We start from the raw sequence: 22,076 nt of genomic DNA, 5'->3' as shown, positions 1-22,076 counted from the left end.
TCGCAGCGATACAGTTGCCGGCAGACCTGGACTGCTCTAATACAATTTCGCCTCCCTGTGCCTGCCCGCGCGCCCTCACCGAGCCCATCCTAATTCCACAGGAACGGACCGGGAGGAACCCGCCATGCAAAGTTTCGTCTCCACTGCTCATCCCAAACCCGACACACCGCGTCCGGGCTTGCGCCACCTGCTGCGCCAATGGCACCAGAACGCCCGCACCCGCCGCCAGCTCGCCGAGCTGAGCAGCCTGCAACTGGCCGACCTGGGCATCAGCCCCAGCGAGCGCGTGAGAGAAATCTCGAAACCGTTCTGGCGCTGAATGCTGGTGACGCCGATCAGTCTTGGCTAGTCTGACCACAGTTAGAGTGGCCGCCCCGGCCACCTCTGTTTGGTCTTATCCGGAGCCACTCCATGAAGAACAGCCTTCGCCTGATTGCCGCCGCCGCCCTGATCGGTTGCACCACCGGCGCCTTCGCCACCAGTTTCGTCTACACCACCGACCTGTCGGTACGTGCCACTGGCGCCACTTCCGACGGCACCTCGGATATCAGCAACTCCTTCAAGGACGACAAGATCGTCCTTGAAGCCCGTGACGACGCCGCCACCTTCGTCGCCAGCCAGGGTCAGATTCGCGGTGCGCACCTGGAAGCCGCCCTCGCCCACATCCGCAGCAAGCTGCCGACCCTGGCCGCCAACGACCAGCAGCTGGCCCAGGCCATCCTGACCATCTGATCCACCGCTCGCCCCCTGCCGCGCCGGGCGCTCCGCCCGGCGCTCTGCGCTGGCTCTCCACAGCGCATTCCGTTAGCCTTGTCGGCCGTGCTTTTCCGATCGTCCGAGCCCATGCGTACCCTGTTCTTCCTGCTGCCGCTGCTTGCCTGTTCCCTGCCTGCCCAGGCATTCGACCAGACGACCCAGTTTCCGGTGGGGACCAGTTACGCCACCAGCCAGGTCACCAGCGCGCCCTTCGACAACAAGCTGCTGCGCGGCGCCCGCGATGACGCGGCGCTGTTCGTTGCCTCCGACGGCGCCCTGCGCGGTGCGCGCCTGGAAGCGGCCCTGCACTGGCTGCGACGGGAACACCCCGGGCTGGCGGCGAATGATCGGGAACTGGCCGAAGCCATTCTTGCCAAATAAGTTGTGAGCAGCCCTCGCTGCCCTTTCGGAGACATCCATGCGCCTCAGTTCGCTGTCCAAGAGCCCTCTGATCCTCGGTCTGCTGTTCGCCGCCTGCGCGTCCACCGCCCAGGCCCAGTCGGTGGTCCGCGTGTTCAACATCACCACCAACGCCTTCGCCCGCAGCATCGATTTCACCTCGGACACCACCACGTCCGTGCGCGACATGAAGGTCGTCCGCGAAGCCCGCGACGATGCCGCCAGCTATGTCGGCAGCGATGGCGCGATCCGTGGCGCCCAGCTTGAAGCCGCCTTCAAGGTGCTGCGCGAGCAGGTGCCGCAGGCGCGCGAAGCCTCCGACCAGGACCTGGCTGAAGCCATCCTCGCTCTGTGAGACTCCGGGCTGGCCGCTGGCTGGCGGCCCTGGCACTCACCGTCGCCGCCAGCAGCCACGCCGCGCTCCGCCTGGAGCTGGATGAGGAAGGCCTGAACGCTGCGCAGCGCCAGGCCAGCCAGCAGCTGCTCGACGAGGCCCTGCACACCCTGCCGGACAGTTTCGTCGCACGCCTGGATCGCAAGGTCCAGGTGCAGTGGCGCGACGACCTGCCCAGCAACGGCATGGGTCGCACCTTGCGCCCCGGCGCCATCGCCCTGAATACCCGCTACCTTGGCCCGCTCACCGACGGCACCGCCGCCACCGAGCAGACCGGCCGCACCCATGGCACCCTGCGCCGGGAACTGCTGGCCACGCTGCTCCATGAGCTGACCCACCTCTACGACCGCGCCCGCCTCTGGGAAACCGACGAAGGCCGGGTGATCCGCCGCTGCACGATGCGCGACAAGAGCCTCGGCCGCGTTGGCGCGCCGGATGAATGCCGTGGCCAGACCGGCCGCCGCTTCACCCTCTCGGACGACCCGCGCCTGCTCGACCTTGCCGGTTGGCCGCAGTACGCCGGCAAACATGGCGAGCGCGAGCAGCACAATCGCTTCCTGCTGCGCAGCCCGGACAAATACGAGCTGACCAACCCGCGCGAGTACGTCGCGGTGAACATGGAGTACTTCCTCCTCGACCGCAGCTTCGCCTGCCGCCGCCCGACGCTCTATCGTTACTACGCAGAGCGCTTCGGCGAGCGCCCGCATGACGAGTGCTCGACCCAGTACGCCTACCTGAACGCCGGCCGCGACTTCGGCCGCCAGCCGCTGGGCTATCTCGACCCGGAACGGGTCTACGAGGTCGACTACCTGATCGCCGAGGCCAACAACGAGATTGCCAGCCGCTGGGGCCACACCATGCTGCGCCTGGTGGTCTGTGCGCCGGGCCGCCCGCGCGGCCCGGCGTGCCGCCTGGACCTGGACCAGCACCTGGTGCTGTCCTACCGCGCCTTCGTCGGCGACCTGCAGCTGTCCAGCTGGGACGGCCTGACCGGCGCCTACCCCTCGCGCCTGTTCGTGTTGCCACTGTCGCAAGTGATCGAGGAGTACACCAAGGTCGAGCTGCGCAGCCTCGCCTCGATCCCGCTCAGGCTCAGCCGCGACGAGGTCAACAGCCTGGTGGAGCGCTCCGCGCAGAGCCACTGGAGCTACGACGGCAACTATTACTTCCTGTCCAACAACTGCGCGGTGGAGACGCTGAAGCTATTGCGCAGCGGCATCCAGCGCCAGAGCCTGCAGACCATGGACAGCATCACGCCCTATGGCGTCCTCGGCCTGCTGGAGAACAAGGGCATCGCCGACGCCAGCGTGCTGGACAACCCCAAGGAAGCGCTGCGCCTGGGCTATCGCTTCGACTCCTTCCGCGATCGCTACCAGGCCATGTTCGATGTGCTGAAGACGCGCATGAAGGTGCCACAGGAGAAGGTCGAAGACTGGCTCGCCCTCCCCGCTGTCGAGCGCCGCCCGTGGTTCGACAAGGCCGACTTGCGCTCCAGCGCCGCCCTGCTGCTGCTCGAACAGGCGTCACTGCGCCGCCAGCTGCTGCTGGCCCAGGACGAGTTGAAGCGCTTGTACCTGAGCAACCCGGAGGCCATGAAGAGCAAGCCCGACCTCGCCGCCGCCGGCAAGACGCTGCAGCAGATCCTCGACGACAGCGGCTTCCTCAGCCGCCCTGCCGAACTCCTCGACGGCGGCTACGGCCTGCCCCAGGCGCCGGAAACGGCGACCCTGGAGAAGCAGACCCAGCAGCGCCAGCAACGCCTGCGCCAGCTCAGCGACAACCTCGATCGCGAAGTGCGCGCCCTGCTCACCCCGGAGCGCCGCGACGAGCTCGCGGCGCTGGAAGCCAACGCCAAGCAGATCGGCGCGCACCTGCGCGAACTGCACAAGGCAGCGGGCGGGCTGGAGTTGCCCTGAGACTCCGCCCATCCTACGAAGGCTTCACCTTGACGCCATCTCCGAGCACTAAAGCTTCTCCTCCCACTCCTCCTCCAGCTGCTCGTCCAGATGAATCCACGGCAGCCGGCTGTTCACCCAGATATGTCGATCCGGCACCACAGTGGCAACCTCCTCCAGCGTCGCCGTGGTGATATCCAGCGTATCCGGCGCCTGGTCGGTGAACAGGGCCAGCTGGGCACCACAGTTGCGGCAGAAGTAGCGCACGCACGGCGGCGAAGAGCGGTATTCGGCAGGCTTGCCGTGAGTCCAGCGAAAGCTCTTCAACGGCACCGTGACCCAGGTGGTGACGATGCCGCCGGTGGTGCGCCGGCAGATCGAGCAATGGCAGTGGGCGACGTCCTTCAGCTCGGCGTCGCACTCGTAGCGCAGCTGGCCGCAATGGCAGCCGCCGGCATGTACAGCACTCATCGTTGATCCTCCCAGTCAGTCGTACTCGGCCGCGTCGTGGTCGCCCAGCAGCCGGCGTTGCCGCGGTGTGCAGGCGGCGAGCACCTCAGGGTTGAAGGTCCAGTCCAGGTAGGGCGAGAACTTCTGCGCGACCATGCGCCGGCCGTAGTGCACCTGCAAAAGGTAGCGCGTGCGCTGACTCGTGTTGCGGCTGCCGGCGTGCCACAGGTCGCTGCGAAGCAGCAGGCAGTCACCGGCGCGGCACAGCACCGGTTCGGTGGCCCGGCCCTGCCACGCGCACTCGTCCGGGCCCGGCGCGCGGCCGGCACGGTGGCTGCCGGGAATCACCCAGGTCGGGCACAGCGCCTCGTCGATGTCGTCGAGGTAGATCTGCGCGGTACAGATGAACATCGGCACGTCGACGGCGGGCAGCGCGACAGGCAGGTAATCCTGGTGCATTTCCGCACCGATGAACCCCGGATGGCAACGCCAGGCGGTCTGGCCGATGACATGGCAGTCACCGCCCAGCGCCGCCTCGGCCAGCTCGATCAGCCCGGGCGGATCGAGGTACGGCAGCCAGCGCGGCGACCGGTTGAACACACACTTGTAGTGGTCCACCAGCCCTTCGTAATCCCAGTGCAGCGGCCGCAGGCCGTCGATCAGCGTGCGCACCTCGGCGACCTGTGCCGCGTCCAGCAGGCCGCGCAACAGGACGAAGCCGTCCTCGTGCAGGGCACGCAGCGCGTTCACACCGGCGCCACGCCGCTGCCCAGCCGCGCCTGGGCACGCTCCAGCGCATCAAGGAAGGCCGCCAGCGATTCGCCGGGCTCCGCGCCCTGACGCGTGACGCAGTGGAATTCCGAGACGTAGGCCAGCTGCGCCGGACGGATCGCGCGCAACCGGCCATCGGCCACCCACTCGCCGGCATAGTGGCTCGGCAGGTAGCCGATGAAGGTGCCGCTGAACACCAGGTTGGCGATGGCCTCCATGCTGTAGGCGTTGGTCGCGCGGCTGAACACCAGGCCGTGGGGCCGCCGGCTCTCGGCCATGTAGCCGCGCCCGACATACTCGGCAGCGCAGATCTGTTCCAGCGTCGGCTCGTCGTCCTGGCGGGCGAAGAATGGATGTTCGCGGGCGCAGTAGAGGTTCTGCTCCTCGCGGAACAGGGGCTGATAGCGCAGGCCGGACAAGCGATGGTGAAAAGCGCCAATGGCCAGTTGCAGGCGCTCTTCCAGAACCGCGTTCTCCAGCTCGTCCGGGCGCTGCGTATGCAGGTTCAGGCGCACCCGCGGGTTGTCCCGGCGGAACAGCTGGATCGCCAGCGGCAGCGGCCAGCAGTGCTGGCCAAGCACGCCATCCACGCAACCCAATTGAAGGATCTCGCGGTTGCGCCCACCCAGGCCGGTGACCTGCTCACGGAAGCGCTCGATGTCGGTGAACAGGCCGAGCGCCGCGTCGTAGAGCTCCTGGCCCTCATCGGTGAGCTGGAAGCCGCTGCTGCCGCGCCGGCAGAGCGAATAGCCCAGACGCAGCTCCAGATCCCGCACCAGCACGCTCAGGCGCGACAGGCTGGTATTCAGGCGCACCTGGGCGGAGGTGAAGCCGCCTGCCTCGACAATGGTGCAGAAGGTGCGCAGCAGACGCAGGTCGATATCGGAAAGATTGCCCAGCATGGGAGTTCTCGCGGCGGCGGGCGCAGGCCTTTCGTTATAGCGCCGAGGACGCCGCCGCGTGAACCCCCACGACGCTCAGCGGCGAGCGGCCAGTGAATCGGCGAGCACGCAGAGCAGCTCGAACATCATGGTCGCGCCCACGAGCGCGGTCGCCCCGCCCTGGTCGAACGGTGGCGACACCTCCACCACGTCCGCGCCGATCAGGTTCAGGCCCTGCAGGCCGCGGATCAGGTGCTGCGCCTGCAGCGTGGTCATGCCGCCGATCTCCGGCGTGCCGGTGCCGGGCGCGAAGGCCGGGTCGAGCACATCGACGTCGAAGGTCACGTAGGTCGGCTCCTGCCCCACCACGCGACGCACCTCCGCCAGCGTCGCCTCGACGCCGAGGTCGGCGAACTCTTCCATGTGGATCACCCGGATGCCGCACTCCTGGGCAAAGGCTTCATCGTCTGCGTCGTAGATCGAACCGCGGATGCCGATCTGTACCGTACGCTTCGGATCGAGCAGCCCTTCTTCGATGGCGCGGCGGAACGGCGTGCCATGGGTGTACGGGTTGTCGCCAAAGTAACGGTCGTTGGTGTCGGAATGGGCGTCGAAGTGGACCATGCCGACGGGCCGCTCGGCGGCCAGCGCGCGAAAGATCGGCAACGTCACCAGGTGGTCGCCGCCCACCGACAGCGGGATGGCGCCAGCGGCGTGAATGCGCCGGTAGAAGCCCTCGATGCGCTTGAGCGAATCGAGCAGGTCGATGGGGTTCACCGGCGCATCGCCGATGTCACCGACGCGCACCAGATCGTAGGGGGCGATGTGGCTGACGTGGTGCACCTTGCGCATCAGGCTGGACTGGTTGCGCACCTCGCGCGGGCCGTGGCGGGCGCCGGCGCGGTTGGTGGTGCCGCCGTCCCAGGGCACGCCGAGCAGCGCGATGTCCACCTGCGCCGGGTCTTCGAAGATGGGCAGGCGCATGAAACTGGGAATGCCGGCGAAGCGGGGAATTTCGGCGGCGTCCAACGGTTGGGGGAAGTCGTGGGTCACGGTTCGTCTCCTGGCTGCGAAAGGGATTCAGTCGGCCTGCGGCTGCAGGCCGATGGCAGGCTTGCCGGCGAGGCTGACCACCACGAAGGTGACCAGGCTGGCGAGCAGGCCGTAGGCGATGGGGGTATTGGCGAGGATGCCGTCGATGGCCATGAACAGGACCACCACCAGGCTGCCGACGACGATGCTGGCGATCGCCCCGCGGGCCGATGCGCGGCGCCACAGCAGCGCGCCGAGGATCGGCACCAGCAGGCCGCCCACCAGCAGGTTGTAGGCAATGCTCAGGGCGCCGATGACGTCGTTTACCAGGCATGCCAGGACCAGCATCACCACGCCCATCAGCAGGGTGAACAGGCGACTCTCGCGCAGGCCGTTGGGCGCACCGGGGCGCAGGAAGCGCGCATAGACATCCTCCTGCAGCACAGTGGCGGCGGCGAGCAGGCAGCCGGAGGCGGTGGACATGATGGCCGACAGCGCTGCCGCTACCACCAGCCCGCGCACGCCCGGCTCCAGTACCTGCCGGGTAACCTCGGCGTAGGCGTTCTCCGGCACCGCCAGGTTGGGGATCAACACGTGGGCGGCCGCGCCGATCAGCGCGCAGGCCAGGCCGTAGAGCATGCAGTAGATACCGGCGCCGAGGCCGGCGTAGCGCACCACCTTCTCGCTGCGCGCGGTGAACACACGCTGCCAGATGTCCTGGCCGATCAGCGCGCCGAAGAAGTACAGCAGGAAGTAGGTGAGGATGGTGTCGAGGCCGATGTGGCCAAGGTCGAAGAAGCCCGCCGGCAGCACCTCCTGCATCCGCGACAGGCCGCCCGCCTCGTGGATCGACATGGGCAGCAGCACGGCGAAGATGCCGAGGGTCTTGATCACGAACTGGATGATGTCGGTGAGGGTCAGCGACCACATGCCGCCGATCACCGAATAGAAGATGACGATGCCGCCGCCGCAGAGGATAGCCGGGATGCGCGGCACATCGAAGACCACCTCGGTCACCGAGCCGATGGCGATGGTCGCGGTGACCGCCACCATCAGGTCGTAGGCGACCATCACGATGCCGCCGATCAGCCGCGACGACGCCTGATAGCGCTGCTCGAGGATCTGCGTGACGGTGTAGACCTTGAGCCTGGCGATCTGCCGCGAGAACACCAGGCTGAGGACGATGATCCCCAGGCCCAGCATGAACACCAGCCACAGGCCGGACAGCCCGTAGAGATAGCCGAGCTTCACCGTACCAATGGTGGACGCGCCGCCAAGCACCACGGCAGCCATGGTGCCCAGGTACAGGCCCGGGCCGAGCCGGCGCCCGGCGACGAGGAAGTCGTTCTGGTTGCGCGCCTTGCGCATTCCGTACCAGCCCAGGGCAAGCATGCCCAGGGCGTAGACCAGCATGATCAGGTAATCGAGCAGCATCGCGGGGCTCCTGTTGTTGTTGTGTGGGCCGCCCGGCAAGCCTGATGCGCCCCGCCTCGCCAACAAATCCCCAATGCCGGAAGCCAACTTTCGCCGGCGCGAAAGTGGCGGCCTGTCCCGCGCCTGGCGCGCCCTGGCCGCGTCTGCCGAAGAAAAACCTGCTCAAGCCAAGTGCTTGATTCGTATACGTATGTTATCGTTGTAAACACTGTATACAGCGTAAACGGAGCTGTTCAAAAAGTGACCACCGTTGTTTCGTTCCGCGCCGATGACAGCCTCGTGGCGGCGCTGGACCAACTGGCCCGCGCCACCCACCGGGACCGGCCGTATCACCTGCGCCAGGCCCTGGCGCAGTACCTGGAGCGCCAGAGCTGGCACGTGGCGGCCATCGATGAAGGCGTGGCGGACGCCGATGCCGGCCACCTGCTGGAGCACGCCGCCATCGAAGGCAAGTGGGGGCTGGCATGAGCCTGCAGTGGACGCACAAGGCCGCAGCCGACCTGGACGCCATCTATGACCACTACGTCGTGCTGATCGGCCCGGAGAAGGCATTAAGGGCGATCCAGGACATCGTCGAGCAGGTCAGCCCGCTGGCGAACCTGGACCTGAGCAGCAGCGGCGTGCCGAGCGAAGTCCCCGGCGTGCGCGAACTGAGTGTCGAGCGCTGGCCGTACCAGGCCGCTTTCCGGGTAAAGGGCCGTTCTGTACAGATTTTGCGCATCGACCGTGTGGATAACCCGGGGTAAAAGTGGCCACACGGTTACAAGATGTTTCAAGGCATTGACTTTTCTTATTGATCATAAATCGATCAATAGAGCAAAGGCGTATTACTTGGTCAATCAGCAGCATTCAGGGATAAGAACGAATATTTTGTGACCAATCGGTAGTGTTCAGTCAAAATTCCTGAGCGACGTCTGGCGTTTTCCAGGCAACAAAAAACCCGGCCTTGGCCGGGTTTTTCAGTTTTTGCGCTTTTCCGCCGGGTGATTTCAGGCGGCTTGCCAGTTCACCGGCAGTTGGCCTTCTTTCCAGGCGAAACGGTCGAGGTGGCTGACTACCACGTTCTGCAGGCGCTCAAGGCCTTCGGCATCAGCGGACTCGGCTTCCATCAGCAGGGCTTGCGCGGTGGCGTGCAGGCGGCAGGTGCCGAAATCGAAGGTCAGGACGCCCCGGTCTTCGGTCAGTTCGACCGGCAGCTTGTGGGCGAAGTGGTTGCACAGGCGCTTGAGGTAGCGCGCGGCATCGGGGGTAGGGACGGTGGCACGGCTCGAAGGCATCGTTTCTCTTCTCCATTTTGGGAGATGACATCCTAGGCGCCGGCAATCAAGGGAAAAACCCGCTATTTTGCCTTTCACTCTTTAGCGGAGCTTCACAATGGACAATCTTCGCGGCATGGCGGTGTTCGCCACCGTGGTTTCGCGCGGCTCCATGGCCGCCGCGGCCGAGGCCCTCGGCATGACGCCCTCGGCGGTCAGCCAGCAGATTCGCAAGCTCGAAGCCCACGCCCAGGTCACGCTGCTGCACCGCACCACCCGCAAGCTGACGCTGACCGAAGCCGGCGAGGCCTTCTACCGCAGCTGCGCGCAGATGCTGGCGATTGCCGAGGAAGCCGAGCAGCGCCTGGGCGAGTGGCGTGAAGCGCCGGTGGGCGAGCTGCGGCTGGCGGCACCGGTGGGCTTTTCCGGCAAGTTGATCACCGAAGCGCTGCGACCGCTGCTGGAGAACCACCGGCAACTGCGCTTGCAGCTGTTCTTCCATGACGAGCAGATCGACCTGATCGAACAGCGCATCGACCTCGCCATCCGTGTCGGCAGCCTCTCCGATTCCAGCCTGGTGGCGCGCCATCTGGCGGAATGGAACAACGTCATCTGCGCAGCACCCACCTACCTTCGGCGCATCGCCGCCATCGACCATCCCCAGCAATTGCAGAACGTGGACTGGCTGGCGCTGAACACCGTGGCGCACCAGGCCTACCTGACCTTCAGCGGGCCGGGCGGAGAAACCTGCAAGCTGCGCCTGGAGGCGCGCGTCGCCGCCAACAGCATGATCGCCCTGCGCCAGTTCACCCTCGATGGCCTCGGCGTGTCCTGCCAACCGGAACCCGAAGTGCGCGAGGCACTGGAGGAGGGCAGGCTGGTGCGCCTGCTGCCGGAGTGGTCATTGCCGCCATTCGGCATCTACGCCGTCACTCCGCGCCGCGACGCCCAGCCGGCCAAGGTCAAGGTCGCCATCGAAGCGCTGCGCCGGCACCTGGGCGGGTCCGCGACACTGCGCTTCCACGCGCCGGTGTGAGCCGCGTTACCATGGCCTTCTCGATGACCGGAGTGAACAGAACATGGCCCTGAACTGGACCTGCAAGCACCACCGCGACCTGACCAAGGAAGAGCTCTACGCCATCCTGCAACTGCGCACCGAAGTCTTCGTGGTGGAGCAGAAATGCCCGTACCAGGAAGTCGACGGCCTTGACCTGGTCGGCGACACCTGCCACCTGATGGTGGAGCAGGATGGCCAACTGATCGGCTACCTGCGCCTGCTCGATCCGCAACGCCATGACGGCGACGTGGTGATCGGGCGCGTGGTGATTGCGCCGGCCGGGCGCGGCAGCGGTCTTGGCCACCAGCTGATGGAGCAGGCGCTGCAAGCCATTGCCCAGCGCTGGGCCGGCCTGCCGATCTACCTCTCGGCCCAGGCGCACTTGCAGGGCTACTACGGTCGCTACGGCTTCGCGCCGGTGACCGAGGTCTATCTGGAAGACGACATCCCGCACATCGGCATGCGCCGCACCGCCTGACTCAGCGGGGCAGGCCGTCGCGCCAGGCACCGGGGCTGGTGCCGTACCAACGGCTGAAGGCGCGGGAAAAGCTCTGCAAGTCACCGTAGCCGAGTTGGTCGGTGATCTGTGCCAGAGACAGCTGCGGATCCTCCAGCAAGTCCAGCGCGCGGAAGCGCCGTTGCTCGTCCAGCAGTTCGCTGTAGCGCCAGCCGTGGCTGAGCAATCGCCGCGCGGCGGTGCGCTCGGTCAGATGGCGGAGCTCGCAGAATGCCTGGAAGCTCGCGCCCTGGGGCAGTTCGCGGGCAATGTAGTCGGCGGCCTCGTCCAGCAGGGTACGCTGGGTCTGGCTGCGCGCCTGGTCGAGCAGGCCGACCAGGGTGGCCTCCAGCTCGGCGTTGGGCGGCGACAGAGGGCGGCGGTACAGCTCCGGCCACAGGTGCAGCACCACCGCCTCCGAGCGCCAGCGCAGAGGCACGCGCAGCGCCTGCTGGTAGACATGCGGACTGGCCGGTTCGACGCCGGGCAAGTCGATGGCCAGCAGGGGATCGAGTGGAATGCCGCTGGCCGACAGCTTGCGCCGCAACAGGCTGCAGATACCCACCACGGTGTATTCGCTGCTCTGCCGCCCCGACAGCAGCGCACCCTGTTCGCTGAGTACCAGGGCGATCTGCCCGCGGTCCTCGCGCAACTCGGCGCGCAACGAACCGTTGAAATACGGGAAGTACTCGCAGAAGTAGGCGCAGGCCGACTCCAGGGTCGGCGCCACGTCGAACAGGTAGGTCAGGCCGTTGGTCAGGGTCGAGGCGAAGCGCTTGCCCGCCAGCAGGCCGATGGCCGATTCGCCGCTGGCCGCTTCGGCCTGGTCCCAGAAGCGCCGCGAGAGGAACAGAGGCACCCGCACCAGCGGCGTGCGCAGCTCCAGCAGCGTGCGGCGGAAGCTCGCTTCCAGCTCATCGCCCGGCACACCGCGCGCCAACAGCTCCTCGATGGCCGGCAGCAGGGTCGGCGCGTAGAAGGCGTTGGACAGGTCGGCGGGACGGGGGCTCATGGGCTCGGCAGCTCGGGATGGCGGCGCGACCGACCTTACGCATTGCGCCCGATGCCCACAAGCGCCAACGAATTCAGGCCGGGTAATGGCGCGTGAAGAAGTCCAGCAGGTAGGCATTCACCTTTTGCGGCTGCTGGTTCTGGATCCAGTGCCCGCAGTCCCCCAGCACATGCTGCTCGAGGTTCGGCACATGCTCGGGCATGCGCTGCAGGGTGTACGCCTCGAAGCGCCCGACCGGGTCGCGGTCGCCGATCAGGAACAGCGTCGGCTGCTGTACCTGGCGCCCGACCAGCGACTCGGTGCGCTGCCAGCTGCGCTCGAAGTTGCGGTACCAGTTCAGCGCGCCGTGGAAGCCGCGGCCCTGGAAGGTTCGCACGTAGTACTGGAAGTCCTCGGCGCTGCACCAGCTCGGGTGCTGCGGCGGGGTCGGCAGGCCGTCGAACAGGCGGCCATCGGGGGACTGGTCGGGCGCCAGGCGCACGTTGTCACCGAGGAAGTGCCGCAGGCTGATGGCGACGTCCGCGTCCAGCTCGGCCTCGGCGCGCCCCGGCTGCTGGAAGTAGAGGATGTAGAAGAACTTGCCGGCGAACACCTCGTGCATGATCTCTACGGCGGGGCGCTTGGCGCGGCCGGCGAAGGGAACCGACAGCGTGGCCAGCACCTCGACGCGCTGCGGCTCCAGCAGCGCCAGGTGCCAGGCCACCGGGGCGCCCCAGTCGTGGCCGACCATCGCTACGCGCTCGTGGCCCAGGGCATCCATCGCTCCCTGGATATCCGCGCACAGGGTCAGCACGTCATAGGCATCCACCGCGTCGGGCGCGCTGGTCTGGCCGTAGCCGCGCATCTCCGGCACGAACACGCGGTAGCCGGCGGCAGCGAGCGCGCGCATCTGGTGCTGCCAGGAGTGCCAGCACTCGGGGAAGCCATGCAGCAGCCAGACCGGCTTGCCACTCGGCGGGCCGCAGCTGTAGAGGCTGAGCTGGATGCCGTTGACCGCCAGCAGCTGGTGTTCGAACTCGTTCATGGCCGGGCTCCCGCGGAAGGTGATGACACAGGGAGAACCACTATGCCAAGTCCCGCGCACATCGCCGAAGCGCATTCATCGGCCGAATGCCGGCACCGCGTTCATCGGTGCAGCACACGGATGATCGGAAATTGTCCTGTAGCGCTGGCGGCGCGGGGCAGGGCGCTCACTAGCATCCACCGCTCGCTTTCGCGCCCAACGCGGTACCCGCCATGCTCGACCTACGCCAACTGGACCTCAACCTGCTGCTGGCCTTCGACGCCATCTACCACCAGCGCAGCATCACCCGCGCCGCCGAGGTGATGAACCTCACCCAGCCGGCGATGAGCAACGCGCTGCGCCGCCTGCGCCTGCTCTGCGCGGACCCGCTGTTCGTCAAGACGCACCTGGGCGTGGCGCCGACGCTGGTGGCGCACCGGCTTTCCGGGCACGTCCGCGACGCCCTCGACAGCCTGCGTGACGCCCTGCACCACACACCCGCAGCACTGGCCACGACGCCCACGCGCAGCCTGCGCCTGAGCTGCCCGGACACTTTCCAGCCGCTGCTGCTCGATGCGCTGTGCGAGCAGCCGGAGCAGGACTGGCAGGTGCGCTACTACCAGAGCCGCCGCCGCGAAGCGTTGCACGAGTTGGCCACCGGCAAACTCGACCTGCTGATCGACGTCGACCAGCCGATTTCCCAGCAGAGCGGCCTGCGCAAGCTGCCTCTGCTCAGCGACCACTATGTGTTCGCCCATGGCGCGGCCTTGCAGCAGGCGCCGCGTACGCTGGAGGAATACCTGCGGGTACCGCAGATCCAGGTGTCGCAGCGCCGCGATGGGCTTGCGCCGGTGGACCTGGAGCTGGGCCTGCGTGGCCAGCGCCGGAGCATCGCCGTGAGCGTGCAGAGCGCACTGGCCGCACGCCTCATCGCCGACCGCCAGCCCTTCGGCCTGACCCTGCCCAGCCGCGTCGCCGAGCTGTTGGGGCTGCAGCAGAGCCCGCTGCCGCTGGAGCAGCCGCTGTGCCTGGAGTTGTGTCTCTATGTGGAAAGCCGCTACCGCTTCGAGCAAGCGATGGAGCGAGCCCTGACCTGTGTCCAGCAGGCGTTCGCCGGCCTGCGGAAACCGCCACGGCAACGCATCGCCCTGGAGCGCTAGGCGAGCGTTCCCAGGCATGCGACCGGTGGATAAGCTTGTGGCCAACGGATGCCATCGACAGCGGGAACCCCATGAAGCGAATCCCTACCGCCAGCCTGTGCCCCGAACTCGACGCGATCCTTCGCGCGGAGCTGAATGCCGGCAACCAATTGGGCGAAGGGCCGGTACGCACCGACTGGCCGCAGCCCGGTTCGATCTACGCCGCATTGCGCGACAGCCTCCGCGTTCCCCTGGGCGAGTTGACCGGCCCGGTGAAGCATTCGATCTGCCGCGATCCACATTACGGCTGGCATGACGAGTGTTTCTGCGAGCAGCATGGCGACCTGCTGGTGGCCGGCACCACGCAACATCCCTGAGGTTTCAGCAGAGGCCGGCGCCGCTGCGCCCCATCAACCCGCATGACTTCCGCGCGGCAAGCGCCGATCGGCCGCGAAGATCGCCTCGATCATCGCCTGCGCCGCCGGCGACAAGCCGTAGCCCGCGCGGCTGACGATGCCGTAGTGCAGGCGCAGCTCGGGGCGGTCCTGGGGCACGTCGACGATCTGCAGGATCGCCACCTCGCCGCGCTGCACCGGATCGTGCAGGGCCTCCACCGCGGCGAGGCCCACCGCATCGGAACGCGCGACGATATGCAGGATCGCGGCGAACTGCGCGCACTCGACGTTCATGTGGAAGTCACGCTCGCCGAGCACCTCGGCCAACACCTTGCGCAGCGGCGGCGGGATACGCGTACCGACGCGCGGGTAATCGAGCAGGGCGGCCAGGCGCAGCGTGCCCTGCTCGGTCAGCGGGTGCCCCGGCCGGCAGAAGAAGCGCCCCGGGCGCAGGTCCATCCAGCGCACCTGGTAGTCGGGGTCGCCGGCGAAATTGCGCGCATCGCCGATGAAGAATTCCACCTGCTCTTCCTTGAGCAACTGGGCCATCTGCTCCCAGTCGCCCATCAGGAAGCCGACGTCGATGGCCGGGTGTGCGCGGATGAAATCCGCCATCGCCTCCGGCACCAGCAACTGGGCGGGGTAGGGACCGCAGCCGAAGCGCAGTTCGCCGGCATTGAGGCCGTTGTACTGCTCCAGTTCGTTGCGCAGCGAACGGGTGCCACTGAGCAGGCGACGGGCGTGCTGCAGCACCAGCTGACCCTGGCCGGTGAGGCGGAAGTCGCGACTCTGGCGGTCCACCAGCTCGCAGTCGAGATCACGCTCCAGGGTCTGGATGCTGCGGCTCAGCGCCGACTGGCTGAGGCCGATGGCATCGGCGGCGCGCTGGAAGTTCTGGAAGTCGGCGAGGGCGGCCAGGTGGCGAAGCTGTCGGAGTTCCATCATGCATCCTGCGCATCAAAGTGTTGAGTCGAATGAATTTGATGGATAACAGAGCGAGCTGATCTAGTAAACCGGTCGCTGAACCGGTACCCCGCCATGTCGCCCCTGCTCTTCGCCTCCAGTACCTTCGCCAGCACCATCCTGCTGCACGCCGCCCGCCTCGGGCTCAGCGCCGTCGACCTGCGCCTGCGCGCCGGTATTGCCGAAGCTTTGCTGGAAGACCACCGCGGGCGCATTCCAGCGCTGCAGGTGGAGCAGCTGTGGCGCGAGTGCGAGCGGGCCAGCGGTAATCCGCACTTCGGCTGCGAGCTGGTCAACGGCATGGCGACCCATTGCCTGCAGGGGCTGAATATCCTGCTGGATTCCGCGCCGGACCTGGGCACCAGCCTGCGCGCGTTCTGCGAGCACGTGCCGTCGGTGACCAATTGCGTGGACGCACGGTTGGAGTTCGATGGCGAGAACACTCGCCTGGTCCTCGATCCGGTCACCCAGAACCTGCACCACTTCGGCCTCGACGCCGCCGTGCTCACCTTGATCCGCAATATCTCGCGGCGGATCGGCCGCTCGCCACAGGGCGTGTTCAACGCCGTGGGTATCGGCCCGCGGCAGCGCTGCGAGGAAATGCTGACGCTCTGGAATGTGCCGTGGCAGGTCACGCCGACGCCATTCCTGCAACTGCCCACTGCGCTGCTGGACACGCCGCTGCCGGGCGCCAACGAGTTCCTCTACCAGAGCCTGCGCCGCCAATGGTGCGGCACCGCGCAGACCGGGGAGGGCGATGGCCTGAGCCTGGCGCGCATCTGGCTGCGTTCGTCCGACCAGCCCATCGAACGCATCGCCGAACGCATCGGCTACCGCCAGAGCGGCAACTTCATCCGCGCCTTCCGCAAGCGCTTCGGCATCACGCCCAAGCAGTTCCGTCTGGGCCAGTCGATCGGCGCATGATCGAAATTTGTCGCTCCCGGCTTGTGGCGGAAAGGGCCGCCGCCGTCATGGTGCTCCCGCGGTACCTCATACCCGGAGCCCATAATGACAAGAATCCATCCGGCCGCCGTTCCCCCCGTCTGCCGGGGGCGGCGCCCACGCAGCTTTGCCCAACCTCTCCTGCTGAGCCTCGCAGTGACCAGCGCCAGCCACGCGCAGGCCACCACCTTCGAGCTGAACGACGACTGGAGCCTGTCCACCAAGACCACCTTGAGCCTGGGCGCCAGCTGGTCGGCGCAGGCCCCGGACCGGCACCTGATGACCCACGCCAACGCGGTGCAGGCGCAGCACATCAATAACGCCGACGGCACCAGCGTCAGCGCCGACGACAACCGCCTGAACTTCAAGAAGGGCGACCCGATCTCGCAGATGTTCAAGGGCCTCACCGACTTCAGCCTGGATGGCCAGGGGCAGGGCGCGTTCATCCGCTTCAAGTACTGGTACGACAACGCCTACGAAACCGGCGACGGGCGCTTCAAGGACTTCGACGACAGCGGCTGGCCGACCCTGGCGCGCTACCACGGCTTCGATACCCTCGATGCCTACGTGTGGAAGGACTTCGACGTCGACGAGCATCCGCTGAACCTCAAGCTCGGCAAGCAGGTGCTGTCCTGGGGCGAGGCGATCCTGATCCAGAACGGCATCAACGTGATCAACCCGCTGGACTACAGCGCCTTCAACAAGCCCGGCGTGGACATCAAGGAAGGCCAACTGCCGGTGGAGATGCTCTCGTTCAACCTCGGCCTGACCGACAAGGTCAACCTAGAAGGCTTCTACCAGTACAACTGGCGACCCAGCGTGCTGGACGGTTGCGGCACCTTCTTCGCCACCAGCGACGCCATCCAGCCCGGCTGCGGGCCGCTGTACCTGAGCCAGACGCAGACCGACGCGCAGATGCAGGCTGCCGGCCTGTACGCCGCCCACGGCGACGACCAGGCCCCTTCCGACCAGGGCCAGTGGGGTGTCGCGCTGCGCACGCTGATCAGCTCGCTGAACGACGCCGAGGCAGCCTTCTACTACGTCAACTACCACGCCCGCCTGCCGTACCTGGAGCTGACCGCGCGCGATGCCAGCAAGCCCGGCAACTTCCCCATCGGCCGCGTGCAGGGCCCGGTGTACGCCGCTGCGTTCCCGGAGAACATCCATCTCTATGGCCTGAGCATCAACGGCGCGCTGCCCGGCTGGGGCACCTCGCTGGGGGCGGAACTGAGCTATCGGCCGAACATGCCGGTGGCCATGAACGGCCCGGACATGAACGTGGCGATGATCACCGGGCCATCCGGCAGTTCGGCCATCGAAGGTATTCCGGCCAGCGCAACCACCAGCGGCCAGAGCCTGGACGGCTGGGTGCGCAAGCCGGTGTGGCAGATGACGGCCTCGGCCACCCAGATCATCGACAACGTGCTCGGCGCCACGCGCCTGACCCTGCTGGGCGAGGCCGGCGTGGTGCATGTCGGCGACCTGGGCGACGAACGCCTGGGGCGCAACGCCGCCTTCGGCCGCAGCGCGCGCCTGGACGGCGCCGCCTGCAACGCGCCGAGCACCGGCGTGACCAACCGCTACTGCACCGACGACGGCTTTACCACGCCCTGGTCCTGGGGCTACCGCCTGCGCGCCGGCCTGGAGTACAGCGATGTGCTGCCGGGCGTGAACATGCTGCCCAGCCTGAACTTCCGCCATGACGTGGAGGGCTACTCCTACGATCCGGGCGGCCCGTTCCAGGAAGGGCAGATGGCGGCCGGCCTCTCCCTGGCCTTCAACTACCTCAACGATTACAGCCTGGAGTTCGGCTACAACGCCTTCTTCGGCAACAACCAGTACAGCACGCTCGACGACCGCGACTTCTACAGCGTCAGCGCCAAGGTCGACTTCTGAGGAACCTGCCGATGCAACTCATGCGAATCACCGCCCTGGCGCTGGCCATGGGCCTGGCCGTTGGCGCCCACGCCGACACCGTTGCCGACCTGGGCGGCAAACTCACCCCGGTGGGCGCCGAGAAGGCCGCCAACGCCGACGGCAGCATCCCCGCCTGGGACGGCGGCCTGGCACCCAACGCCGGGCAGGTCGACGCCAAGGGCGGCTACGCCAACCCCTACGCTGCCGAGAAGCCGCTGTTCACCATCACTCCGGCCAACGCCGCGCAGTACAGCCAGTGGCTCAGCCCCGGCGAGCAGGCGATGCTCAAGCGCTACCCCAACACCTACAGGATCAACGTCTACCCGAGCCACCGCAGCGCCCGGCTGCCTGACGAGATCAACGCCGAAACCCGCCGGAACGCCGAGCAGAGCAAGCTCGCCGATGGCGGCAACGGCGTGCTGAATTACCACCGGGGCGTCCCGTTCCCGCTGCCCAGGGAGGGCGTCGAGGCGATCTGGAACCACATCACCCGCTACCGCGGCGGCAGCATCGAGCGCACCTTCAGCTCGGCCAACGTGAAGGAGAACGGCGTCTACAGCCTGGTGCGCTCGCAGACCGAGATGAACTACGCCCAGACGATTTCCGACCTGCCGGCCGACGCCAACATCCTCTACCTGTTCAAGACCCGCGTGCTGGAACCGGCGCGGTTGTCCGGCGAAGCCGTGCTGTCCCACGAGCCGATGGACCAGGTCGCCGAACCGCGCGCCGCCTGGCAGTACATTCCCGGCCAGCGCCGCGTGCGTCGCGCCCCGCTGATCGCCTACGACAACAGCGCGCGCTACAGCGACGGCATGATCACCGCCGACAGCCTCGACGGCTTCAACGGCGCACCGGATCGCTACGACTGGAAGCTGGTGGGCAAGCAGGAACTGTTCGTGCCCTACAACAGCTTCCGCCTGTACGACCGCTCGGTGAAGTACGCCGACATCCTCAAGACCAACCACCTCAACCCGGACCTGGCGCGCTTCGAGAAACACCGCGTGTGGGTCGTCGAAGCCGCCCTCAAGCCCGGCGCGCGGCACATCTACAGCAAGCGCCGCTATTACCTCGACGAGGACAGCTGGAACATCGTCCTCGGCGAGTTCTACGACAGCCGTGGCGAGCTGTGGCGCAACTACCAGTCCCACGCCATGCCGTACTACGACCAGCAGTTCACCTACGAGGCGCTGGCGGGAGCCTTCGACCTGATCAGCGGGCGCTACTTCGTCAATGGCCTGATGAACGAGGAGAACAGCGGGCTGAAGACCGGGCAGACGGCGACGATGAGCGACTACACGCCATCGGACCTGCGCCGCTGGGCGAAGTAAGACCTGCGCTCCCTTATCCCGGCTGGGCGTAGCCGGGACTGTTGCGCCCTCTCCGGATTACGGAGAGGGCGTTTTTGCTTTTCGGCAGGATGCTGCTGGGCTGCCCGGCGCAAGTGCATTCCCTCACCCTAACCCTCTGCCAGGGGAGAGGGGACTGTCCTGCGCAACCTGGAAGTCCCGCGCTCGCCGGCTGACTCAGCAACATCCCCAAAGCGCCGAACGGCCCCCTCTCCCGGGGGAGAGGGCTGGGGTGAGGGGGCTTCTGGCCTTCCTACAGCACCAACCCGAAGCGAACCTCACTGGGCACCCTTGGCACAGGCAGTTCGCGAGCAAGGGCTAGGCGCCCTCGCTCCTACAAGCGAACCGGACTCCCTTCCTATCGACAAGTAAAAATCAGCATCGTATTCTGCACAGCGAAACATGATTCCGTAAAACAAAAGCAAGACGGAGCACAGCATGTCAGAAGCGGTACAGCTCGAACGCCGGGGTGACATCGCCCTGGTGACGGTCGACAACCCACCGGTGAACGCCCTCGGACACGCCGTCCGCGCCGGGCTGCTCACCGCCTTCCAGCAGGCCGAGGCCGATCCGCAGGTGCGTGCGGTGGTGCTGGTCTGTTCCGGGCGCACCTTCATGGCCGGCGCCGATATCCGCGAGTTCGGCAAACCGCCGCAGGCGCCTTCGCTGCCGGAAGTGGTCGAGGTCATCGAAGGCTCGACCAAGCCCAGCGTCGCCGTGATCCACGGCACCGCCCTGGGCGGCGGCCTGGAAGTGGCGCTGTCCTGCCATTACCGCATCGCCCGCCGCGATGCCCAGGTCGGCCTGCCGGAAGTGAAGCTCGGCCTGCTCCCCGGCGCCGGCGGCACCCAGCGCCTGCCGCGCCTGGCCGGCGTGGAAAAGGCCCTCGACATGATCGTCAGCGGCGCGCCGATCCGCGCAGCGGAAGCCCTCGAATTCAATGTCGTCGACGAGCTCATTGACGGCGACCTGGTCGAAGCCGGCCTCGCCTTCGCCCAGCGCCTGCTGGCGGACGGCAAGGGCCCGCGCCGCACCGGCGAGCGCAACGAGCGCGTGCAGGAAAGCGGCCTCGCCGAGCTGATCGCCCACAAGCGCGGCGAGGTGCAGAAGCGCCTGCCCGGCCAGTTTTCCCCGCAGCGCTGCATCGACGCCGTCGAAGCCGCCACCCAATTACCGCTGCGCGAAGGTCTCGCCCGCGAGCGCGCGCTGTTCCAGCAATGCATGGAGTCGCCACAGCGCGCCGCGCAGATCCATGCCTTCTTCGCCGAGCGCGAAGCGGCCAAGGTCGAAGGCCTCGCGCCCGAGGCTCAACCGCGCGAGGTACGCCGCGCCGCCGTGATCGGCGGCGGCACCATGGGCGTGGGCATCGTCCTGTGCTTCGCCAACGCCGGCATCCCGGTGCAGCTGCTGGAAGTGAACGACGAAGCCCTGCAACGCGGCCTCGACCGCGCCCGCAGCCTGTACGCCGCCAGCGTGGCGCGCGGCAGCCTGGGCGCCGAGGAGATGGAGCGGCGCATGGGCCTGATCAGTGGCGTACTCGATTACGCCGCGCTGGGTGACGTGGACCTGGTGGTCGAAGCCGTATTCGAAAGCCTGGACGTGAAGCGCCAGGTCTTCGAGCAACTGGACACCGTGTGCAAACCCGGCGCGATCCTCGCCAGCAATACCTCCTCGCTGGACCTCGACGAAATCGCCGCCTTCACCAAGCGGCCGCAGGACGTGGTCGGCCTGCACTTCTTCAGCCCGGCCAACGTCATGCGCCTACTCGAAGTGGTACGCGGCAAGGCGACCTCGGACGCCGTGCTGGCCACCGCCATGCAGCTGGGCAAGCGCCTGAAGAAGGTCTCGGTGGTGGTCGGCGTGTGCGACGGCTTCGTCGGCAACCGCATGATCTTCCAGTACGGCCGCCAGGCCGAGTTCCTGCTGGAGGAGGGCGCCACACCCGCGCAGGTGGACCGTGCGCTGCGCACCTTCGGCATGGCCATGGGGCCGCTGGCGGTGCGCGATCTGTCCGGCCTGGACATCAGCCACGCGATCCGCTCGCGCCAGCGACCGAACCTGAAACCCGGCCAGACCCTGCCCACCGTACTCGACCACCTGATCGCCGCCGGCATGCTCGGGCAGAAGACCGGCACCGGCTTCTACCAGTACGGCGAGGGCGGCCGCCCCCCGCAGGACAACCCGGCGTTGCCGGCCATGCTGGAGCAGGCCGCGGCCGACCGTGGCATCAGCCGTGGGCCGGTGAGCGACGAGGAAATCGTCGAGCGCTGCCTCTACGCGCTGATCAACGAGGCGGCGAACATCCTCGACGAAGGCATCGCCCAGCGCGCCAGCGACGTCGACGTGATCTTCCTCAACGGCTACGGCTTCCCCGCCTGGCGTGGCGGCCCGCTGTTCCATGCCGACAGCGTCGGCCTTGCCCACGTGCTCGAACGAATCCGCGAGTTCCACCAGCGCCTTGGCGCCTGGTGGCAACCCGCGCCGCTACTCGAACGCCTGGTGGCCGAAGGCCGCCGCTTCGCCGATCTCTGAGGACCC

Annotated in this window: 24 protein-coding genes; 15 read left to right on the top strand and 9 right to left on the bottom strand. The window is 67.2% G+C overall.

From position 1 onward, the window contains the following. Positions 1-124 precede the first annotated feature (124 nt). The 5 genes from LDJ84_RS00565 to LDJ84_RS00545 all read left to right on the top strand — a co-directional run bounded on the left by LDJ84_RS00565 (position 125) and on the right by LDJ84_RS00545 (position 3,465). The gene (locus LDJ84_RS00565) at positions 125-319 is read left to right on the top strand and encodes a DUF1127 domain-containing protein (protein WP_024763707.1); all 195 of its coding nucleotides are present in this window, start codon (positions 125-127) and stop codon (positions 317-319) included. A 92-nt stretch (positions 320-411) separates the two neighbouring features. Further along, positions 412-732: a DUF2388 domain-containing protein gene (locus tag LDJ84_RS00560; RefSeq protein ID WP_024763706.1), complete on the top strand. Its 321-nt coding sequence runs from the start codon at positions 412-414 to the stop codon at positions 730-732. Positions 733-843: 111 nt separating this feature from the next. Continuing rightward, positions 844-1,137 (top strand): DUF2388 domain-containing protein, encoded by a 294-nt coding sequence (locus LDJ84_RS00555; RefSeq protein WP_024763705.1) that lies wholly within the window; start codon positions 844-846, stop codon positions 1,135-1,137. 37 nt (positions 1,138-1,174) lie between these two features. Continuing rightward, positions 1,175-1,510, top strand: a complete 336-nt coding sequence (locus LDJ84_RS00550; protein ID WP_024763704.1) for a DUF2388 domain-containing protein — start codon at positions 1,175-1,177, stop codon at positions 1,508-1,510. Continuing rightward, on the top strand, positions 1,507-3,465 hold the full coding sequence (locus LDJ84_RS00545) for a DUF4105 domain-containing protein (protein WP_226045742.1): 1,959 nt from the start codon (positions 1,507-1,509) through the stop codon (positions 3,463-3,465). Before LDJ84_RS00550 ends, LDJ84_RS00545 begins: the two co-directional genes overlap by 4 nt. A gap of 48 nt (positions 3,466-3,513) precedes the next feature. Here the strand turns inward: LDJ84_RS00545 and LDJ84_RS00540 are convergent, their stop codons facing one another. The 5 genes from LDJ84_RS00540 to LDJ84_RS00520 form a co-directional block, all read right to left on the bottom strand. Further along, positions 3,514-3,915 carry a GFA family protein gene (locus LDJ84_RS00540; protein ID WP_024763702.1) on the bottom strand — a complete coding sequence of 134 codons (402 nt, stop codon included), beginning with the start codon at positions 3,913-3,915 and terminating at the stop codon, positions 3,514-3,516. A 15-nt stretch (positions 3,916-3,930) separates the two neighbouring features. Next, the gene (locus LDJ84_RS00535; protein ID WP_084358451.1) at positions 3,931-4,644 is read right to left on the bottom strand and encodes a phytanoyl-CoA dioxygenase family protein; all 714 of its coding nucleotides are present in this window, start codon (positions 4,642-4,644) and stop codon (positions 3,931-3,933) included. Continuing rightward, entirely contained in the window at positions 4,641-5,567 is a 927-nt protein-coding gene (locus LDJ84_RS00530; RefSeq protein ID WP_037011732.1) for a LysR family transcriptional regulator, read from the bottom strand. The genes LDJ84_RS00535 and LDJ84_RS00530 overlap by 4 nt, the downstream gene beginning before the upstream one ends. A 75-nt stretch (positions 5,568-5,642) precedes the next feature. Continuing rightward, a complete protein-coding gene (speB, locus tag LDJ84_RS00525; protein WP_024763699.1) occupies positions 5,643-6,599 on the bottom strand; it encodes an agmatinase in 957 nt (318 codons plus the stop codon). Between the two features lie 27 nt (positions 6,600-6,626). Further along, the gene (locus LDJ84_RS00520) at positions 6,627-8,012 is read right to left on the bottom strand and encodes a sodium:solute symporter (RefSeq protein ID WP_038803461.1); all 1,386 of its coding nucleotides are present in this window, start codon (positions 8,010-8,012) and stop codon (positions 6,627-6,629) included. A gap of 240 nt (positions 8,013-8,252) precedes the next feature. Here LDJ84_RS00520 and LDJ84_RS00515 point away from each other — a divergent pair, with 240 nt between their 5' ends. Further along, positions 8,253-8,480, top strand: coding sequence for a CopG family ribbon-helix-helix protein (locus LDJ84_RS00515; protein ID WP_024763698.1), 228 nt, complete (start codon positions 8,253-8,255; stop codon positions 8,478-8,480). Next, positions 8,477-8,758 (top strand): type II toxin-antitoxin system RelE/ParE family toxin, encoded by a 282-nt coding sequence (locus LDJ84_RS00510; RefSeq protein ID WP_024763697.1) that lies wholly within the window; start codon positions 8,477-8,479, stop codon positions 8,756-8,758. The genes LDJ84_RS00515 and LDJ84_RS00510 overlap by 4 nt, the downstream gene beginning before the upstream one ends. Positions 8,759-9,001: 243 nt before the next feature. On the opposite strand, the gene LDJ84_RS00505 is transcribed toward LDJ84_RS00510, so the two are convergent. After that, positions 9,002-9,289 carry a DUF2218 domain-containing protein gene (locus tag LDJ84_RS00505; protein ID WP_024763696.1) on the bottom strand — a complete coding sequence of 96 codons (288 nt, stop codon included), beginning with the start codon at positions 9,287-9,289 and terminating at the stop codon, positions 9,002-9,004. Positions 9,290-9,386: 97 nt separating this feature from the next. On the opposite strand from LDJ84_RS00505, the gene LDJ84_RS00500 reads away from it, so the two are divergent. Together LDJ84_RS00500 and LDJ84_RS00495 are read left to right on the top strand one after the other, a co-directional pair. Then, on the top strand, positions 9,387-10,304 hold the full coding sequence (locus tag LDJ84_RS00500) for a LysR family transcriptional regulator (RefSeq protein ID WP_024763695.1): 918 nt from the start codon (positions 9,387-9,389) through the stop codon (positions 10,302-10,304). A 43-nt stretch (positions 10,305-10,347) separates the two neighbouring features. Then, a complete protein-coding gene (locus LDJ84_RS00495; protein WP_024763694.1) occupies positions 10,348-10,803 on the top strand; it encodes a GNAT family N-acetyltransferase in 456 nt (151 codons plus the stop codon). Between the two features lies 1 nt (position 10,804). Here the strand turns inward: LDJ84_RS00495 and LDJ84_RS00490 are convergent, their stop codons facing one another. Beyond that, complete coding sequence (locus tag LDJ84_RS00490) at positions 10,805-11,833, bottom strand: helix-turn-helix domain-containing protein (protein WP_065327708.1); 1,029 nt, start codon at positions 11,831-11,833, stop codon at positions 10,805-10,807. Between the two features lie 73 nt (positions 11,834-11,906). Further along, positions 11,907-12,857, bottom strand: coding sequence for an alpha/beta fold hydrolase (locus LDJ84_RS00485; RefSeq protein ID WP_226045741.1), 951 nt, complete (start codon positions 12,855-12,857; stop codon positions 11,907-11,909). 212 nt (positions 12,858-13,069) lie between these two features. Between LDJ84_RS00485 and LDJ84_RS00480 the strand changes: the two genes are divergently transcribed. Then, positions 13,070-13,996 carry a LysR family transcriptional regulator gene (locus tag LDJ84_RS00480; protein WP_226045740.1) on the top strand — a complete coding sequence of 309 codons (927 nt, stop codon included), beginning with the start codon at positions 13,070-13,072 and terminating at the stop codon, positions 13,994-13,996. Positions 13,997-14,067: 71 nt separating this feature from the next. After that, a complete protein-coding gene (locus LDJ84_RS00475; protein WP_226045739.1) occupies positions 14,068-14,352 on the top strand; it encodes a hypothetical protein in 285 nt (94 codons plus the stop codon). A gap of 33 nt (positions 14,353-14,385) precedes the next feature. Here the strand turns inward: LDJ84_RS00475 and LDJ84_RS00470 are convergent, their stop codons facing one another. Then, positions 14,386-15,312: a LysR family transcriptional regulator gene (locus tag LDJ84_RS00470; protein ID WP_196912822.1), complete on the bottom strand. Its 927-nt coding sequence runs from the start codon at positions 15,310-15,312 to the stop codon at positions 14,386-14,388. 96 nt (positions 15,313-15,408) lie between these two features. Here LDJ84_RS00470 and LDJ84_RS00465 point away from each other — a divergent pair, with 96 nt between their 5' ends. The 4 genes from LDJ84_RS00465 (at position 15,409) to LDJ84_RS00450 (ending at position 22,070) form a co-directional block, all read left to right on the top strand. Beyond that, positions 15,409-16,257 (top strand): AraC family transcriptional regulator, encoded by an 849-nt coding sequence (locus LDJ84_RS00465; RefSeq protein WP_226045738.1) that lies wholly within the window; start codon positions 15,409-15,411, stop codon positions 16,255-16,257. Between the two features lie 84 nt (positions 16,258-16,341). After that, on the top strand, positions 16,342-18,171 hold the full coding sequence (locus LDJ84_RS00460) for a DUF1302 domain-containing protein (RefSeq protein ID WP_226045737.1): 1,830 nt from the start codon (positions 16,342-16,344) through the stop codon (positions 18,169-18,171). An 11-nt stretch (positions 18,172-18,182) separates the two neighbouring features. Beyond that, the gene (locus LDJ84_RS00455; protein WP_226045736.1) at positions 18,183-19,520 is read left to right on the top strand and encodes a DUF1329 domain-containing protein; all 1,338 of its coding nucleotides are present in this window, start codon (positions 18,183-18,185) and stop codon (positions 19,518-19,520) included. A 456-nt stretch (positions 19,521-19,976) separates the two neighbouring features. Continuing rightward, positions 19,977-22,070: a 3-hydroxyacyl-CoA dehydrogenase NAD-binding domain-containing protein gene (locus LDJ84_RS00450; protein WP_226045735.1), complete on the top strand. Its 2,094-nt coding sequence runs from the start codon at positions 19,977-19,979 to the stop codon at positions 22,068-22,070. Positions 22,071-22,076: the final 6 nt, after the last annotated feature.

Source organism: Pseudomonas sp. HS-18 (assembly GCF_020401845.1).
GTDB classification, from domain to species: Bacteria; Pseudomonadota; Gammaproteobacteria; order Pseudomonadales; family Pseudomonadaceae; genus Pseudomonas; species Pseudomonas nitroreducens.
The sequence above is the reverse complement of the archived record's forward strand: the minus strand, read 5'-3'. Positions and strand labels throughout refer to the sequence as shown.

What these genes read in the sequence shown, in the direction of transcription:
- LDJ84_RS00520 (WP_038803461.1), bottom strand. Translation starts at nt 8,012, where the DNA reads ATGCTGCTCGATTACCTGATCATGCTGGTCTACGCCCTGGGCATGCTT.
- LDJ84_RS00455 (WP_226045736.1), top strand. Translation starts at nt 18,183, where the DNA reads ATGCAACTCATGCGAATCACCGCCCTGGCGCTGGCCATGGGCCTGGCC.
- LDJ84_RS00510 (WP_024763697.1), top strand. Translation starts at nt 8,477, where the DNA reads ATGAGCCTGCAGTGGACGCACAAGGCCGCAGCCGACCTGGACGCCATC.
- LDJ84_RS00500 (WP_024763695.1), top strand. Translation starts at nt 9,387, where the DNA reads ATGGACAATCTTCGCGGCATGGCGGTGTTCGCCACCGTGGTTTCGCGC.
- LDJ84_RS00495 (WP_024763694.1), top strand. Translation starts at nt 10,348, where the DNA reads ATGGCCCTGAACTGGACCTGCAAGCACCACCGCGACCTGACCAAGGAA.
- LDJ84_RS00550 (WP_024763704.1), top strand. Translation starts at nt 1,175, where the DNA reads ATGCGCCTCAGTTCGCTGTCCAAGAGCCCTCTGATCCTCGGTCTGCTG.
- LDJ84_RS00505 (WP_024763696.1), bottom strand. Translation starts at nt 9,289, where the DNA reads ATGCCTTCGAGCCGTGCCACCGTCCCTACCCCCGATGCCGCGCGCTAC.
- LDJ84_RS00540 (WP_024763702.1), bottom strand. Translation starts at nt 3,915, where the DNA reads ATGAGTGCTGTACATGCCGGCGGCTGCCATTGCGGCCAGCTGCGCTAC.
- LDJ84_RS00460 (WP_226045737.1), top strand. Translation starts at nt 16,342, where the DNA reads ATGACAAGAATCCATCCGGCCGCCGTTCCCCCCGTCTGCCGGGGGCGG.
- LDJ84_RS00565 (WP_024763707.1), top strand. Translation starts at nt 125, where the DNA reads ATGCAAAGTTTCGTCTCCACTGCTCATCCCAAACCCGACACACCGCGT.
- LDJ84_RS00480 (WP_226045740.1), top strand. Translation starts at nt 13,070, where the DNA reads ATGCTCGACCTACGCCAACTGGACCTCAACCTGCTGCTGGCCTTCGAC.
- LDJ84_RS00465 (WP_226045738.1), top strand. Translation starts at nt 15,409, where the DNA reads ATGTCGCCCCTGCTCTTCGCCTCCAGTACCTTCGCCAGCACCATCCTG.
- LDJ84_RS00475 (WP_226045739.1), top strand. Translation starts at nt 14,068, where the DNA reads ATGAAGCGAATCCCTACCGCCAGCCTGTGCCCCGAACTCGACGCGATC.
- LDJ84_RS00470 (WP_196912822.1), bottom strand. Translation starts at nt 15,312, where the DNA reads ATGGAACTCCGACAGCTTCGCCACCTGGCCGCCCTCGCCGACTTCCAG.
- LDJ84_RS00490 (WP_065327708.1), bottom strand. Translation starts at nt 11,833, where the DNA reads ATGAGCCCCCGTCCCGCCGACCTGTCCAACGCCTTCTACGCGCCGACC.
- LDJ84_RS00485 (WP_226045741.1), bottom strand. Translation starts at nt 12,857, where the DNA reads ATGAACGAGTTCGAACACCAGCTGCTGGCGGTCAACGGCATCCAGCTC.
- LDJ84_RS00555 (WP_024763705.1), top strand. Translation starts at nt 844, where the DNA reads ATGCGTACCCTGTTCTTCCTGCTGCCGCTGCTTGCCTGTTCCCTGCCT.
- LDJ84_RS00450 (WP_226045735.1), top strand. Translation starts at nt 19,977, where the DNA reads ATGTCAGAAGCGGTACAGCTCGAACGCCGGGGTGACATCGCCCTGGTG.
- LDJ84_RS00530 (WP_037011732.1), bottom strand. Translation starts at nt 5,567, where the DNA reads ATGCTGGGCAATCTTTCCGATATCGACCTGCGTCTGCTGCGCACCTTC.
- LDJ84_RS00560 (WP_024763706.1), top strand. Translation starts at nt 412, where the DNA reads ATGAAGAACAGCCTTCGCCTGATTGCCGCCGCCGCCCTGATCGGTTGC.